Annotated in this window: 15 protein-coding genes; 9 read left to right on the top strand and 6 right to left on the bottom strand. The window is 75.4% G+C overall.

Features of this window, described 5'->3' with window-relative positions; genetic code table 11:
- Positions 1–402 precede the first annotated feature (402 nt).
- Genes ABT238_RS21015 through ABT238_RS21005 form a run of 3 tightly spaced genes read left to right on the top strand, consistent with a single transcriptional unit; the run spans position 403 to position 3,897 of the window.
- Positions 403–1,113 (top strand): urease subunit gamma, encoded by a 711-nt coding sequence (locus ABT238_RS21015; RefSeq protein WP_350570643.1) that lies wholly within the window; start codon positions 403–405, stop codon positions 1,111–1,113.
- The gene (locus ABT238_RS21010) at positions 1,110–2,825 is read left to right on the top strand and encodes an urease subunit alpha (protein WP_502884374.1); all 1,716 of its coding nucleotides are present in this window, start codon (positions 1,110–1,112) and stop codon (positions 2,823–2,825) included. Before ABT238_RS21015 ends, ABT238_RS21010 begins: the two co-directional genes overlap by 4 nt.
- 28 nt (positions 2,826–2,853) lie before the next feature.
- Complete coding sequence (locus tag ABT238_RS21005; protein ID WP_350774119.1) at positions 2,854–3,897, top strand: agmatine deiminase family protein; 1,044 nt, start codon at positions 2,854–2,856, stop codon at positions 3,895–3,897.
- A 35-nt stretch (positions 3,898–3,932) separates the two neighbouring features.
- On the opposite strand, the gene ABT238_RS21000 is transcribed toward ABT238_RS21005, so the two are convergent.
- On the bottom strand, positions 3,933–4,157 hold the full coding sequence (locus ABT238_RS21000; RefSeq protein WP_350774109.1) for a hypothetical protein: 225 nt from the start codon (positions 4,155–4,157) through the stop codon (positions 3,933–3,935).
- Between the two features lie 142 nt (positions 4,158–4,299).
- Here ABT238_RS21000 and ABT238_RS20995 point away from each other — a divergent pair, with 142 nt between their 5' ends.
- On the top strand, positions 4,300–4,908 hold the full coding sequence (locus ABT238_RS20995; RefSeq protein ID WP_350570649.1) for a TetR family transcriptional regulator C-terminal domain-containing protein: 609 nt from the start codon (positions 4,300–4,302) through the stop codon (positions 4,906–4,908).
- Between the two features lie 4 nt (positions 4,909–4,912).
- Here ABT238_RS20995 and ABT238_RS20990 read toward each other — a convergent pair whose 3' ends face one another.
- Positions 4,913–5,530, bottom strand: coding sequence for a DUF1707 SHOCT-like domain-containing protein (locus ABT238_RS20990; RefSeq protein WP_350570651.1), 618 nt, complete (start codon positions 5,528–5,530; stop codon positions 4,913–4,915).
- A 26-nt stretch (positions 5,531–5,556) separates the two neighbouring features.
- Positions 5,557–7,104 (bottom strand): PP2C family serine/threonine-protein phosphatase, encoded by a 1,548-nt coding sequence (locus ABT238_RS20985; protein ID WP_350774079.1) that lies wholly within the window; start codon positions 7,102–7,104, stop codon positions 5,557–5,559.
- 253 nt (positions 7,105–7,357) lie between these two features.
- Between ABT238_RS20985 and ABT238_RS20980 the strand changes: the two genes are divergently transcribed.
- From ABT238_RS20980 to ABT238_RS20970, 3 genes are all read left to right on the top strand, one after another.
- Positions 7,358–7,906, top strand: a complete 549-nt coding sequence (locus ABT238_RS20980) for a hypothetical protein (protein ID WP_350570655.1) — start codon at positions 7,358–7,360, stop codon at positions 7,904–7,906.
- 136 nt (positions 7,907–8,042) lie between these two features.
- The gene (locus ABT238_RS20975; protein ID WP_350774060.1) at positions 8,043–8,723 is read left to right on the top strand and encodes a thioredoxin-like domain-containing protein; all 681 of its coding nucleotides are present in this window, start codon (positions 8,043–8,045) and stop codon (positions 8,721–8,723) included.
- On the top strand, positions 8,720–9,463 hold the full coding sequence (locus tag ABT238_RS20970) for a DUF305 domain-containing protein (protein ID WP_350570658.1): 744 nt from the start codon (positions 8,720–8,722) through the stop codon (positions 9,461–9,463). Before ABT238_RS20975 ends, ABT238_RS20970 begins: the two co-directional genes overlap by 4 nt.
- 113 nt (positions 9,464–9,576) lie before the next feature.
- On the opposite strand, the gene ABT238_RS20965 is transcribed toward ABT238_RS20970, so the two are convergent.
- The gene (locus ABT238_RS20965) at positions 9,577–11,055 is read right to left on the bottom strand and encodes an MFS transporter (RefSeq protein ID WP_350774036.1); all 1,479 of its coding nucleotides are present in this window, start codon (positions 11,053–11,055) and stop codon (positions 9,577–9,579) included.
- A 142-nt stretch (positions 11,056–11,197) separates the two neighbouring features.
- On the opposite strand from ABT238_RS20965, the gene ABT238_RS20960 reads away from it, so the two are divergent.
- Entirely contained in the window at positions 11,198–11,701 is a 504-nt protein-coding gene (locus ABT238_RS20960) for a MarR family winged helix-turn-helix transcriptional regulator (protein WP_350570662.1), read from the top strand.
- 91 nt (positions 11,702–11,792) lie between these two features.
- Positions 11,793–12,329 (top strand): GNAT family N-acetyltransferase, encoded by a 537-nt coding sequence (locus ABT238_RS20955; protein ID WP_350774004.1) that lies wholly within the window; start codon positions 11,793–11,795, stop codon positions 12,327–12,329.
- A gap of 46 nt (positions 12,330–12,375) precedes the next feature.
- Here ABT238_RS20955 and ABT238_RS20950 read toward each other — a convergent pair whose 3' ends face one another.
- Both ABT238_RS20950 and ABT238_RS20945 read right to left on the bottom strand, forming a co-directional pair.
- Entirely contained in the window at positions 12,376–12,888 is a 513-nt protein-coding gene (locus tag ABT238_RS20950; protein WP_350570664.1) for a methylated-DNA--[protein]-cysteine S-methyltransferase, read from the bottom strand.
- Entirely contained in the window at positions 12,885–14,405 is a 1,521-nt protein-coding gene (locus ABT238_RS20945; protein ID WP_350570666.1) for a DNA-3-methyladenine glycosylase 2 family protein, read from the bottom strand. The genes ABT238_RS20950 and ABT238_RS20945 overlap by 4 nt, the downstream gene beginning before the upstream one ends.
- Between the last annotated feature and the right edge of the window lies 1 nt (position 14,406).

Below are 14,406 nucleotides of genomic sequence, written 5' to 3'. Positions count from 1 at the left end.
CCGCTGCCGCGGGAATCGCGACTGACCGTCCATCACCCCTGCCCCCGCCCTCGTTCCGGGCCGCCGGTCCGGATCCCCCGCCGGCCGGTCGGCCCCCTTGGTACTGACCAATCTTCGTCATGCCCAGCTTTCGGCATTTGGAACAGTGCCCAGGCGATCACCTGGGGTGAAAGGGGCACGGGACGCTTCACGTGATCCAACTGCCCGCGCCGGACGGGTTTGCGAAGCGTACGGGCGGTTTTCGACCTCCGGCGCCACCGCCCGGGCCCGTCGACGGGCCGATCGCCGCGGGAGCGGCAAGGCTGGACAGGGCGGGCGGCTCCGGGTTCAATGGCCGGAGATGTTTGAACGCCGTTCTAACAACCCTCACCCCCCTCTCCCGGCGACCGCGAGCGAGGAACCGTGCGACTGACCCCCACCGAGCGGGACCGGCTGCTGATCTTCACAGCAGCCGAGCTGGCCCGCGCCCGCCGCGCCCGAGGCGTCCGCCTCAACATCCCCGAGGCGACCGCGCTGATCGCCGACGCCGTCTGCGAGGCCGCCCGGGACGGCCGGCGCCTGGCCGAGGCGATCGAGGCCGGCCGCTCCGTGCTGACCGCCGACGACGTGCTGCCCGGCGTGCCCGACGTGGTCACCGTGGTGCAGGTCGAGGCGGTCTTCGACGACGGCACCCGGCTGGCCGTCGTCAACGACCCGTTCAGGGGCGCCGGCTCGCTCGGCGACGAGGCCCCCGGCGGGGCGCTGCTCGGCGACGGCGCCGGCTACGACCCGGTCGAGGAGACCGTCGTCCTGCCGGTCCACAACACCTCCGGGGTGCCGATCTCGGTCACCTCGCACTTCCACTTCTTCGAGGCCAACCCGCGCCTGGCCTTCGACCGCGCCGCCGCCTACGGCACCCACCTGGCGATCCCGGCCGGCTCCTCGGTGCGCTTCGACCCGGGCGCCACGGTCGAGGTCGGCCTGGTGCCGATCGGCGGCGAGCGGGTCGCCATCGGCTTCGCCGGCCTGGTCGACGGCCCGCTGGACGCCCCCGGCGCCAAGGAGGCCGCCCTGGCCAAGGCCCGCGCCACCGGTTACCTCACCCAGTTCGACGACGCGGAGGTCGAGTCGTGACGTCCATCACCCCCCACGACTACATCTCCGTGCACGGCCCGCGCGCCGGCGACCGGATCCGGCTCGGCGACTCCGGGCTGATCGTGCGCGTCGAGTCCGACTCGCAGGCGCCGGGCGACGAGTTCCTGGCCGGCTTCGGCAAGACCGCCCGCGACGGCCTGCACCTCAAGCCCGCCGCCGTCCGCGACACCTGCGACGTGGTGATCAGCAACGTCCTGGTCATCGACGCGATCCAGGGCATCCGCAAGACCTCGATCGGCCTGATCGGCGGCCGGATCGCCGCCATCGGCCGGGCCGGCAACCCCGACACCCTGGACGGCGTCGACGTGGTCGTCGGCACCGGGACGACGATCGTCTCCGGCGAGGGCATGATCGCCACCGCCGGCGCCATCGACACCCACGTCCACCTGCTGTCGCCGCGGATCATGGAGGCCTCGCTCGCCTCCGGCGTCACCACCATCATCGGCCAGGAGTTCGGCCCGGTCTGGGGTGTCGGCGTCAACTCACCGTGGGCGCTGCGGCACGCCTTCAACGCCTTCGACGCCTGGCCGGTCAACATCGGCTTCCTCGGCCGCGGCTCCTCCTCCGACGAGGCCCCGCTGATCGAGGCGCTGGCCGAGGGCGGCGCCTCCGGCTTCAAGGTGCACGAGGACATGGGCGCGCACACCCGCGCCCTGGACACCGCGCTGCGGGTCGCCGAGGAGTACGACGTCCAGGTCGCCCTGCACACCGACGGCCTCAACGAGTGCCTGTCCGTCGAGGACACCCTGCGCGTCCTCGACGGACGCACCATCCACGCCTTCCACATCGAGGGCTGCGGCGGCGGTCACGTGCCCAACGTGCTGAAGATGGCGGGCGTGCCGAACGTCATCGGCTCCTCCACCAACCCCACCCTGCCGTTCGGCCGGGACGCGCTGGGCGAGCACTTCGGCATGATCGTCTCCGCGCACGACCTCAAGGTCGACCTGCCCGGCGACGCCGCGATGGCCCGTGACCGCATCCGGGCCGGCACGATGGGCGCCGAGGACGTCCTGCACGACCTGGGCGTCATCGGCATCACCTCCTCCGACGCCCAGGGCATGGGCCGGGCCGGCGAGACCGTGCGCCGCACCTTCGCCATGGCCGGCAAGATGAAGGCCGAGCTCGGCCCGCTCGGCGGAGGCTACGGGACGACCGAGGGCGGCGACGACAACGAGCGCGTGCTGCGCTACATCGCCAAGCTCACCATCAACCCCGCCATCGCCCACGGCCTGGCCCACGAGGTCGGCTCGATCGAGATCGGCAAGCTCGCCGACATCGTGCTGTGGCGCCCGGACCACTTCGGCGCCAAGCCGCAGCTGGTCCTCAAGGCCGGCTTCCCCGCGTACGGCGTGGTCGGCGACCCCAACGCCTCCACCGACCGCTGCGAGCCCCTGGTGCTCGGCCCGCAGTTCGGCGCGCACGGCGCCACCGCCGCCGACATCTCGGTGGCGTTCGTCGCCCAGGCCGCCGCCGACGGCGCCTACCTCGACCGCCCCGCCGACGGCCTGCCCACCCGGCGCCGGCGCGTCGGCGTCCGGGGCACCCGCGGCATCGGCCCGCGCGACATGGTGCGCAACGCCCGGGTCGGCCAGGTCGAGGTCACCGAGACCGGCCTGGTCTCGCTCGACGGCGCCCCGCTGCGCTCCGAGCCCGCCGAGAGCGTCTCGCTCAGCCGCCTCTACTTCCTCTGACCCTCCCCGCCCACCGAAGGACGCCGCGATGACCACCCCCACCCCCGCCTCGCTCGGCTACCGGATGCCCGCCGAGTGGCATCCGCACGACCGCACCTGGATGGCCTTCCCGACCGACAACCCGACCTTCGACACGCCCGAGCACCTGCACGCGGCGCGCGAGGCCTGGGCGAACGTCGCCAACACCGTCGTCCGGTACGAGCCGGTCACCCTGATCGTGAACACCGGTGAGAGCGCGGAGGCCCGCAAGTACGTCGCCGACGCGGTGGAGATCGTCGAGCGCCCGCTGAACGACGCCTGGATGCGCGACATCGGCCCGAGCTTCCTGGTCGACGGCGAGGGCGGGCTGGCCGCCGCCGACTGGATCTTCAACGGCTGGGGCGCGCAGTCCTGGGCCCGCTGGGACAAGGACCAGCACATCGCCGAGCACATCGGCGAGCTGACCGGGGTCCGGCGGTTCGCCTCGAAGCTCATCAACGAGGGCGGCGGCATCCACGTCGACGGCGAGGGCACCGTGCTCGTCACCGAGACCGTCCAGCTCGGCGAGGGCCGCAACGCCGACTGGACCAAGGAGCAGGTCGAGGCCGAGCTGCACGCCTTCCTCGGCACCACCAAGGCGATCTGGCTGCCGCGCGGGCTCACCCGCGACTACGACGAGTTCGGCACCCGCGGGCACATCGACATCGTCGCCTCCTTCGTGCGCCCCGGCGTCGTCGTCGCCCACGTCCAGCCGGACCCGGCTCACCCCGACCACGAGGTGTGCAAGGAGCTGGTGGCGATCCTGCGCGCCTCCACCGACGCCCAGGGCCGCCCGCTGGAGGTCGTCGAGCTGCCCGCCCCCACCGTCCTGCTGGACGAGGAGGGCGAGCCGGTCGACTACTCGTACATCAACCACTACGTGGCCAACGGCGCCGTGGTGCTGTGCGCCTTCGACGACCCGCGCGACCAGGAGGCCGCCGCGATCCTGGCCGAGGCCTACCCCGGCCGCACGGTCGAACTGGTCGACGCCCGCGAGATCTTCGCCAACGGCGGCGGCATCCACTGCATCACCCAGCAGCAGCCGAAGGCCTGATCCCGCCCGGACCCGCGGGCGGCCGGCGGCCGGTGCTACCGGTGGTACCTCCCCAGGTCGTCGGTGGTGAGTCCGTGGGAGCTGTGCATCGCGATCGAGCTGTAGGAGGAGCGCAGGGCCCGCAGCTGGGCGAGCCGCTCCTGCTCGGCCAGCACCCCGTCGAGGTTCTCGGTCGGGCCGCTGCGGCGCCGGTGCAGGTGCACCGTCAGGCCGGTCACCAGGACGGCGAGGCCGGCGAACAGGGCGATCATCGTGGCCATGGCCACCCCCTCGGGTCGGCGGCGTTCCAACCGGTTCGTACCCGCAGGAGCGGGGCGCCGAACCGTCCGGCGTCCCGCTCCGTGGCCGCCCGGCCACGGCCGGTATCGTGAAGGCCCCCTTGAACCCGGAGGAGCAGCACCGATGGCCGACGCCCGCCCGCGCCGACCGGCCCGCCCCCGCGAGGAGGTCTTCGCCACCGCGCGCGCCGCGATCGCCGAGCACGGGCTCGCCAAGCTCACCATGGCCGGCCTCGGCAAGCAGCTCCAGATGAGCGCCGGGCACCTGCTCTACTACTTCGGCAGCAAGGACCAGCTGCTGCTGGAGACCCTCCGCTGGAGCGAGGAGCAGCTCGGCGCCCGGCGCCGGACGGTGCTCGCCGACGGCGGCCGCGACGTGCGGCAGCGGCTGGACGCGTACACCGCGCTCTACCTCCCGGAGGGCCCGGGGGACCCGCGCTGGATCCTCTGGGTCGAGGTGTGGGGGCGCTCCCCCGCCAGCGAGGAGCTGCGGCAGGGGCAGCTGGAGATCGAGGCGCCCTGGCAGGCCGACCTGGTCGCCCTGATCGAGGAGGGCACGGCCACCGCCCGGTTCGCCCCCGGCGACGCCACCGAGCGCGCCATCCAGATCCGCGCCCTCCTCGACGGCCTCGCCGTCCCCCTCGCCCTCGGCCTGCCCGGCGCCGACCGCCCCCGCGCCCACCACCTCGCCGCCACCGCCTGCACCACCCTCCTCGGCTCCGACGGGGATTAGGCGGCTATCCCTGCGCCGGATTGCCGAGCAGCTTGCGCCGTTCTCGGCGGTTGGGGTGGCGGACGGTCACGCCCGCCATGCCGCCGGACCCGGTCAGCCGGATCAGTGGAGTCCCCGGGAGCCGGTCGGGAGTGGTCTTGTCCTTCAGGCCGCCGATACCGGGATCCATGCCGCCGGTGTCCACGGCCCAGGCGTCCGGGACGACGATCGTGACGCCGGCCATCTCCCCGTAGGCCTCCACCACGACCTCCGTGAGGTGGCACTCGACCCGGGTGAAGTCGAGCTTCACACCCCCGAGACCTCCGCGCGCGATCACGTGCCCGGGGACCTCCCAGCGCCCGGGGCCGTACGACACGCCGGACATGCCGCCCTTGAGCACCAGCGGCTGCCGGCCCTCCCCGGGATTCCGGCCGGGCAGGTCGGCGGTCAGCACGGCCAGCTCGCCGTGGGTCCTCGACTTCAGCGCCCGCTCCAGGCGGTCGTCCAGTTCCTCCAGATCGATCCGCCCCTCGGCCGCCGCGTCGCGCAGGCGCGCCACCACGGCCTCCCGGTCGTCGTGGGAGGCGCGGATGTCGCCTGGGGGCACGGGGCCCGGAGAGCTCTCCGGAGGCTGGACGGTCATGGCCGCAAGGATAAGGAGCCGGGGGGCTACTCGGTCCAGATGGCCGCGGCGGTGCGGTCGTCGGTGTAGCCCTTGGCGCGGACCTGGACCTGGCGCAGGAAGTCGACGGTGCCCGGCGGGTGGGGGTGCGCCCAGTGGGAGGCCAGGAAGTGGGCGACGGCCGGTTCCTCGGCGACCGGGCGGGCCAGCCCGGGGGTGCAGAGCAGCAGGATGTCGCCCGGGGTCGCCGGGACCATCCGGAAGCGGAACGGGCGGGGATCCGCCGGGGTCTCCGGCGCCGGCGGCTGACCGTCGGGCTGGTGCAGCAGCCGGGCCGCGTACGCGTCGATCCAGTGGCCCGAGCGCAGCAGGTACAGCCCGCCCGGGCCGACCCCGAACGCCGCCCGGTAGCCGGCCCGCGGATCGAGCGAGACCAGCAGGCAGTGCAGCGAGGCCGGGGACGGGTCCGCGTCCGCCGCGTCCGCCGCGCCCCCCGGGGCCAGCGCGCGGAGCGGGGCGACGGCGCTCAGCGCGAGCCGCTGGAGGCCGTAGCGGAGCCGGTCCCGGGCGCCGTCGCGCAGGTCGGCGGAGAGGCTCTCGCGGCTGCGGCCGACGGCGCCGGCGAGCTGGCGGCCGGCCTCGGCCGCCGCGGTGGCGACCGCCTCGGCGGTCGGGCCCGCGTGGTCGAAGCCGCCGAGCACCGCGAGCAGCACGCCCTCCGCCCCGTCGCCGAACCGGGTCACCAGCAGGGAGTCCCGCCGGGGCTCGCCCCGGTGGCGGGCGGAGTCGCCGCGGACGGAGACCGCCCGCAGGGTGGTGGCGGCGTACTGGGCGCCCTCCAGCACGGTGTCGGCGACCACGCCGCCGAGCGCGCCGGGGTCGGCCTCGGGGACGGCGGTCGGCTCGGGGCCGTAGGTGGGCGGGCGCTCGCCGACGTGCGGCACGGCGGGCGCGGCCTCGGCCCGCCCGGGCCGGGGCGCCGGGCGCGGCGCGGGGGGCGGCGCGGGGGGCTCGACGGGCGCCGGTTCGGGGGCGGCCGGCTCGGGCTCGGCCTCCTCGGCGGCGGCCGGTTCCGGTGCGGGAGCGGGCTCGGGAACCGGCTCGGGCTCGGGCTCGGGTTCCGGCTGCGGCTGCGGCTGCGGCTGCGGAGCGGCCTCGGCCACGGGCTTGGGGCGCGGTTCCGGCACCCGGGCGTCCGCCGCCCAGGAGGGGGCGGGGAAGCGGTGCGTCTCGTCGGCGGCCGGGGCCTCGACGGCCGGAGCTTCGGCCGCCGGGCCCCGCGGGGAGATCACGCCGACGGCGGTGTCGAACCAGTCGTCGATGCTGTCCCGCCCCGGCACCTCCTCGCCGCCCCCGTCCTGCGGCACCTCCTCCGCCACCGCCTCGGCCGCCCCGGCCACCGCCTCCTCCTCGGGCGCGCCGCGCTGCTGCCCGATGAGTCCGGCCGCCGTCTCGAACCAGTCGTCGACGCTGCCCTCCCCCGACTCGGCGTCCGGGGTGTCGGGGAGGGTGCCGGCCGGGCCCGCGTAGACCGTGTCCCACCAGCCGTCCTCCGGCCGGTGCTGCTGCTGCGCGGGTGCACCCTGCTTGGTCATCTGGCGGCTCCTGGTCGCTGGCTCGACGTCATTGTCCCCAAGCGCCGCGGCGCTGTCCGGGTTTCGGCGACAACCGCGCGCACATCGGCCGATATCGATCACCGGGTTCGCCGCCCGTTTCGTTTCTGTTCCTCCCGCAGTCGACCGAACCGCCCCGACCAGGGTGTTTCCGGGGTATTCCGGTAACTCCGCACCGGAAAATGAGGACCGAGGAGGGGGCTCGCTTCACTCGTTCGGCTGATTAAATGTGCGCATGACCGCGTCGGCCCCCAGCAACCCCCGACCGGGGAGGGCCGCACTCGCGGTCCGCCCGGTGGGCGCGCTGTGGATCCTGCTGCTGGTCGGGCTGCTGATGGCGCTGCCGTGCGCGGCGCACGCCAAGGCGGCCACGGCCGAGCGGCCGGGCTTCCCGGTGACCGTCCCGGCCGACCCCCCGGTCGGTCCCCCGACGGGTCTCGTCGCCGACCTCGCGGCCGGCGCACCGGTCCACCCGCACGGCTCCGCCGCCACCGGTCCGGCCACCGTGCCGCAGACCCTCGGCGACCGGATCCGGGCGGAGAGCCACCGGCACTGGACCTGGTGCTCGGTCGACGGCGATCCGCCGCACCGCAACAACGGCTGCTCCAGCCACCCGTACTGCGCCCAGGACGCCCAGCTCCCCAACCCGCCGCCGCACCCGCAACCCGCGGCGGCGCCCCTGACCCCGACCCCCGAGGCGCTGCCCCGGGTGGTGCCCGCCGGGCTGCTGGTCGGCCCGCACCCCGCGCCCGACCTGCACGAACTCCAAGTACACCGGTCCTGAGTGGAACCCACCGCCGGCCCTGACCCAGCGCCCGCCGACCACCGCGTCGCCGGGCGGACGGGACCGACGGATCCGCCCCTTCCCACCACTTCTTCAGACCGCCGCGCCCGATGCGCGGTGGGGACAAGGACACCGCATGGGTTCCGCCTCCAAGCAGTCGAACAAGTCGCAGGGCAACAAGCCGAGCGGCAAGCAGGCGAGCAACGACCGCCGCGCCCGGATCGCCGAGCTGCGTGCCGCCGAGCAGCGCCGCGACCGCCGCAACAAGATCATCGCCGGTTCGGTGGCCGGCGTGCTGGTGATCGCGGCGATAGCCACCGGCACCTGGATCGTGGTCGACGCCAACAAGGACAAGAAGGCCAAGCAGGCCGCCGCCGCGGCCCCGATCGACGGCGTGCAGACCTTCGGCGACCTGAGCCGCAACCACGTCAAGGAGAAGGTCACCTACCCGCAGACCCCGCCGGTCGGCGGCGACCACAACGCGATCTGGGCGGACTGCATGGGCACCGTCTACGACCAGCCGGTCGAGAACGAGCGCGCCGTCCACTCGCTGGAGCACGGCGCGGTCTGGGTGACCTACAACGGCAAGGCCACCCCGGAGGACATCAAGACCCTCTCCGACAAGGTGAAGGCCACCCCGTACTCGCTGATGAGCCCGTACCCGGACGAGCAGGGCACCATCACCCTGAGCGCCTGGTCGACCCAGCTCACCGTGGACAGCGCCAGCGACCCCCGGGTGAACCAGTTCTTCACCAAGTACGTCCAGGGCAAGCAGACCCAGGAGCCGGGCGCCTCCTGCAGCATGGGGTCGATGTGACCGCCGCCGAGGAGACCCCGGCCGAGGCCGGCTCCGCGGACGCCACGGACGCCGCGGAGGGGGCGGACCGCGCGGCCTCGCGCCGGCGGATCTGGTGGCCGGCCGCGCTGGCCGCCGCGCTCGCCCTCGCGCTCGGCGTGCCGGCCCTGGTGGCGGGCGGGACGTCCGCCTCCGGGTCCTCCTCGTCGCTCAGCGCGCCGGCGGACGACTCGCCGGAGGCCGGGTTCGCCCGCGACATGTCGACCCACCACCAGCAGGCGGTGGACCTGTCGTTCATCGTCCGCGACCGGACGTCGGACGAGCCGACCCGGACCCTGGCCTTCGACATCATCAACACCCAGGCCAACCAGCGCGGCATGATGATGGGCTGGCTCGACCAGTGGGGGCTGACCCAGCACTCCCCGGCCAAGCCGATGGCCTGGATGGCGATGGGCGGCCACGGCCACGGCGCCGACTACCAGGCGCACGACGGCTCGCTGATGCCCGGCATGGCCACCACCACGCAACTCGCCAAGCTCCGGTCGCTGAGCGGGCGGGACGCCGAGGTGTTCTACCTGCAGCTGATGCTGGAGCACCACAAGGGCGGCGTGGAGATGGCCCAGGGCTACGTCGACGTGGCGCGCAACCCGGCGGAGAAGCGGCTCGCGGAGTCGATGGTGGCCGGCCAGACCTCGGAGATCGGGCTGATCACCGACATGCTCAAGGATCGCGGCGCCGCCCCCGGCGTGCCCGCCTCCTGACCCGCGCACCTCGCACGGCACCCTCACGGCCGGGGCGGTGGACGGAGTTCCGTCCACCGCCCCGGCCGTTGCCGTCCGCCCGTCGCCGGCCGACGCCCCGGCCGCCCGGCCGCTCAGCGCCGCCGCACCGGCCGGGTGAGCAGCACGGCCAGGGCCGCGACGGCGGCCAGCGCCAGCAGCACCCCTCGGCCAGCCGGCACCGGACCGGCCAGGTGGACGCCGAGCACCGGCAGCGCGGTGCCGAGGGCCGTGCCGAGGCTGCGGGCCATGTTGACCATGCCGCCGCCCACCGCCGAGCACTCGGCCGGGATCGCCCGCATCACCAGGGCGTTGTTGGCGGGCAGCAGCAGGCCGAGGCCGAAGCCGGCCACCAGCAGCGGGACCGCCGCCGCCAGGGCGGGCGCGCCCGCGGCGGGCAGCAGCGCCCAGCCCAGCAGCCCGGCGCCGGCCAGCGCCGCGCCGAAGCGGCAGCGGGCGACGTCCGACCAGCCGCGCGGCAGCAGCACGCCGCCGGCCGTCGCAGCCACCGCGAAGGCCGCCGGGAGCACGGTGATCACCAGAGCGGCGCGCCCGGTGGACAGGCCCGCCTCGGCGAACAGCACCGGGCCGAGCACCAGCGGGCAGAACAGCAGCAGGTAGCCGATCAGCGAGACGGCAAGGCCCGGGCGGACACCGGGGGTGTTGACCAGGCCGGGGGCGAGGATCGGCCGCGCGGCGCGGCGCTCCTGGCGGACCAGGCCGAGCCCGCTCAGCACGGAGGCGAGCAGCAGGGCGGCGACGGCCCAGCCGGGCAGCGGCAGGCCGGAGGCGGCGGAGAGGGCGAGCAGCAGCGCGGTGGTGGAGCCGGCGAGCAGCAGCAGGCCGGCCAGGTCGAAGCGTCCGTCCTCCGGGTCGGGCCGGGCGGCCCCCCGCCGTCGGGGCAGCGGGCGCGGCACCGGGCGGGCGTCCGGGCCGGCGTCGGGGCGGTGGGTGCGGGGCAGCAGGAACCACCCGGCCAGCAGGCCGACCAGGGCGACCGGCACGTTGATCCAGAACACCCAGCGCCAGGAGGCGTGCTCGACCAGCAGCCCGCCGAGGCTGGGACCGAGCGCCAGGCCGAGGCCCTGGGCGGCGGCCTGGATGCCGAGCGCCCGGCGCATCGCGTGCTCCGGCACGCCGCGGGCGACCAGCGCGACGCTGTTGGCCTGCATCATCGCGCCGCCGACGGCCTGCACGGCCCGGCAGGCGACCAGGGTGCCGAGGTTCCCGGCGAACCCGGCGCCGAGCGAGGCGAGGCCGAAGAGGGCGAACCCGCCGAGGTACACGGTCTTGCGGCCGACCAGGTCGGACAGCCGGCCGACCGGCGCGAGCAGCGCCACCAGGACCAGCAGGTAGGCGAGGGCGACCCATTCGACGGCGGCGAAGCCGGTGCCGAAGTGGCGCTGGAGCGCCGGGTAGACGAGGGCGGTGACGCTGGCGGTCAGCTGGCCGAGGAAGGCCCCGAGGCAGACCGTGCCGACGGCGAGCCAGTGGGCGTACCGCCGGCTGGCTATGCCGCGCGGCCGGGGGCGCTCGGTGAGCAGCCGGGTGGCGAGGGTCGACGGCGCGTTCATACAAGGAAATATATCGGATACAGATATGTTCTATCTACGATCTGATCTGCATCCGAGCGGCCCGCCCCGCGCTCGGGCCGTTCGCCCCCGACCCGTCCCCGGCGTTCGGGCGGTGTCCGGACCAGGCGCTACGCTGTCGGCCATGCCGTCGTCACCCTCTGTTCCCGAACCCGCTGCCGATCCGCAGGCTCCGGAACCGGACGCGATCGAGCGCGCCCGGCGGCTCACCGACGCGGTCACCCGGCTCCGCCGGGCGCTGCGCAGCAGTATCCGCACCGACTACCCGTGGGAGTCCCTGCCGATGGCGCAGGTCGAACTCCTCCAGACGCTCGCCGCCGCCCCGCTGCGGGTCGGCGAGCTGGCCACCCGGCAGCGGCTCGCCCCCAACACCGTCAGCGGCCTGGTCGGCAAACTGCTGGACGCCGGGTTCGTCGACCGCCAGGCCGACCCCGGGGACCGCCGCACCGCGCGGATCGCGCTCACCCCGGCCGGGCGGCGCCAGCTCGACGACTGGCAGCGGGCGCACGAACGCCGGATCGCTTCCGCGCTCGACGCCCTCTCCCCCGCCGACCGCGACGCCGTGGTGCACGCGCTGCCGGCCCTGGAGAACCTGGCCCGCGCGCTCGGCGGGACGGCCAACGGCTGAGCGGCCGCCGGCTGGACGGCGGACGGCCGAGCGGCCGCCGGGCGGGGAAAACCGGTACCGCGCCGGACACCGGTCCGGCTAGCGTCCCGCCATGGACCCCGCGCTGATCCGCCTCGAAGCCTGGACCGACGCCGACCTCGCCCTGCTGCGCCTGGTCAACACCCCGCAGATGCGCCGGCACGTCGGAGGCCCGGAAAGCGAGGAGCGGACGCTCCTGCGGCACCGGCGCTACCTGGACTTCGTCCCCTCCGGCACCGGCCGCATGTACCGCGTCGTCCTGGAGCCGGCCGGCGTGGCGGTCGGCACGGTCGGCTACGCCGAGCGCGAGTGGCGGGGCGGGACCGTCTACGAGATGGGCTGGAACGTCCTGCCGCCGTACCAGGGGCGGGGCATCGCCGCGGCCGCGGCCCGGGCCGCCGTCGGGGCCGCCGCCCGCACGGCCCGCCACCGGTACCTGCACGCCTTCCCCTCGGTGGGCAACCCGGCCTCCAACGCCGTCTGCCGCCGGGCCGGCTTCACCCTCCTCGGCGAGACCGACTTCGAGTTCCCGCCCGGCCGTCCGATGCGCAGCAACGACTGGCGGGTGGACCTGCGGGCGCTCCCGGACGGCCCGACCGGGAGCGCCTGACCCGGAGCGTGCGCGGGCGAGGGGACGCGGGTGACGCGGCGGCGGCTCAGAACAGCGAGGTGCCGCGCTCCAGGTCCAGCAGCCGGCGCTTGTTGTCGACGCCGGCGGCGAACCCGGTGAGGGAACCGTTGGCGCCGAGCACCCGGTGGCAGGGGCGCACGATCAGCAGCGGGTTGGCGCCGACCGCCCCGCCCACCGCGCGCACCGCGCGCGGGGACTCCCCCGCCAGGTCGGCGAGCTGCCCGTAGCTGACGGTCTCGCCGTAGGGGATCTTGTCGAGGACGGCCCAGATCCGCCGGCGGAACTCGGTGCCGACCGGGGCGAGCGGCAGGTCGAAGCCGGTGCGCTCGCCCGCGAAGTACTCGGTGAGCTGGGTGACCGGCTCCGCGAGCGCCTCCGGGTCGTGCACCCAGTCGTCGGCGGGCTCGGCGAGCGCGTAGCGCTGGCCGGGGGCGGTGACGGTGGCCAGCGCGGCCGGGCCGCCGCCGTCCGGGACGATGCCGCTGAGCATCAGCCGGCCGAGCGGGCTCTCCATGAAGGTGAAGACGGTGGTGCTCATACTGGGGTGTTCTCCGTTCCGGTGCTGGGGTCGGCGGCCGCGGCCGCCCAGAGGCGGTGCACGGCGTAGGAGCGCCAGGGGGCCCAGGCCTCGGCCGCGAGGGCGGCGGACTTCGGGTCCCCCGGGGCGCCGAGCCGGATCAGTCCGTGCTTGACGCCGATGTCGCTCGGCAGGAAGACGTCGGGGTCGGCGAGGGCGCGCATCCGCAGGTAGCCGACCGTCCACGGGCCGATGCCGGGCAGGGCGAGCAGTCGCGCGGCCGCCTCCTCCCGGTCGACGCCGCCGTCCAGCCGCACGACGCCCTCGGCGAGGGCGGCGCACAGGCCGGTGAGGGCGCGGCGCCGGGCGGCCGGCATCGCGAAGTCCTCCGGGTCGGCGGTCGCCAGGGCGGCGGCGGCCGGGAAGAGCAGCCGCAGCCCCCCGCTGGGTTCGGGCAGCGCGGTGCCGTACTTCTCGGCGAGCCGGCCGGCCAGGGTGCGGGCCGCGCCGACGGTGATCTGCTGACCGAGGACGGCGCGCACGGCCAGTTCGTGCGGGTCGACGTGGCCCGGCGAGCGCAGTCCGGGGCGGGCCCGGACGAGCGGGCCGAGCAGCGGGTCGGCGCCGAGCTGTTCGTCGACCGCGACCGGATCGCCGTCCAGGTCGAACAGGACGCGCAGGCGCTGGACGGCGGTCGGCAGGTCGCGCAGGTCGGCGAGCAGCAGCCGGCAGTCGAGCCAGCCGCGGGTGACCGGCGTGCCGGGGGCGAGGCCGTCCACCTCGGCGATGCCGTGGCCGTACGGGAGCGCGAGGGTGCGGCGGTAGGTGCGCACCCCGGGGCGCGGGCCGGGCACGACCTCCTCCACGCCGGGGACGGCGCGCTGGGCGAGGAAGTCGATCAGGTGGTCGCTGTCCAGGGCGCCCCGGTAGGCGAGCCGCAGCGCGAGGCCGCCGGCCGGGGTGGCGGTGCGGCGGCCGGCCGCGACCTCGGCGCGCAGCCCGCTGGGGGTGCGGTCGTAGACCTCGCGGACGGTGTCGTTGAACTGCCGCACGGAGGCGAAGCCGGCGGCGAACGCGATGTCGGTGACCGGCAGCTCGGTGGTCTGCAGCAGCAGCCGGGCGGTCTGGGCGCGGCGGGCGCGGGCGAGCGCGATCGGGCCGGCGCCGAGTTCGGCGGTGAGCTGGCGCTGGAGCTGGCGGGAGCTGTAGCCGAGGCGCTGGGCCAGGCCGGCCACGCCCTCGCGGTCCACCACGCCGTCGCCGATCAGCCGCATGGCCCGGCCGACCAGGTCGGCCCGGTGGTTCCACTCGGGCGAGCCGGGGACGGAGTCGGGGCGGCAGCGGCGGCAGGCCCGGAAGCCGGCGTTCTGCGCGGCGGCGGCGCTGGGGTAGAAGGTGCAGTTGACGCGCTTCGGGGTCACGGCCGGGCAACTCGGCCGGCAGTAGATGCCGGTCGAGGTGACGGCCGTGAAGAAGACGCCGTCGAAGCGGGCGTCCCGGCTGTCCACGGCGCGGTACCGGATGTCGTCGTCGATCACG

The organism is Kitasatospora sp. NPDC001527 (assembly GCF_040298605.1).
Taxonomy (GTDB): domain Bacteria; phylum Actinomycetota; class Actinomycetes; order Streptomycetales; family Streptomycetaceae; genus Kitasatospora.
Note: the sequence above shows the minus strand (reverse complement) of the source record. Positions and strands in the feature narration are given on the sequence as shown.

Excerpts from the sequence above, each read along its gene's own strand:
- ABT238_RS21005 (WP_350774119.1), top strand. The coding sequence starts at position 2,854 with ATGACCACCCCCACCCCCGCCTCGCTCGGCTACCGGATGCCCGCCGAG.
- ABT238_RS21000 (WP_350774109.1), bottom strand. The coding sequence starts at position 4,157 with ATGGCCACGATGATCGCCCTGTTCGCCGGCCTCGCCGTCCTGGTGACC.
- ABT238_RS20995 (WP_350570649.1), top strand. The coding sequence starts at position 4,300 with ATGGCCGACGCCCGCCCGCGCCGACCGGCCCGCCCCCGCGAGGAGGTC.
- ABT238_RS20990 (WP_350570651.1), bottom strand. The coding sequence starts at position 5,530 with ATGACCGTCCAGCCTCCGGAGAGCTCTCCGGGCCCCGTGCCCCCAGGC.
- ABT238_RS20985 (WP_350774079.1), bottom strand. The coding sequence starts at position 7,104 with ATGACCAAGCAGGGTGCACCCGCGCAGCAGCAGCACCGGCCGGAGGAC.
- ABT238_RS20980 (WP_350570655.1), top strand. The coding sequence starts at position 7,358 with ATGACCGCGTCGGCCCCCAGCAACCCCCGACCGGGGAGGGCCGCACTC.
- ABT238_RS20975 (WP_350774060.1), top strand. The coding sequence starts at position 8,043 with ATGGGTTCCGCCTCCAAGCAGTCGAACAAGTCGCAGGGCAACAAGCCG.
- ABT238_RS20965 (WP_350774036.1), bottom strand. The coding sequence starts at position 11,055 with ATGAACGCGCCGTCGACCCTCGCCACCCGGCTGCTCACCGAGCGCCCC.
- ABT238_RS20960 (WP_350570662.1), top strand. The coding sequence starts at position 11,198 with ATGCCGTCGTCACCCTCTGTTCCCGAACCCGCTGCCGATCCGCAGGCT.
- ABT238_RS20955 (WP_350774004.1), top strand. The coding sequence starts at position 11,793 with ATGGACCCCGCGCTGATCCGCCTCGAAGCCTGGACCGACGCCGACCTC.
- ABT238_RS20950 (WP_350570664.1), bottom strand. The coding sequence starts at position 12,888 with ATGAGCACCACCGTCTTCACCTTCATGGAGAGCCCGCTCGGCCGGCTG.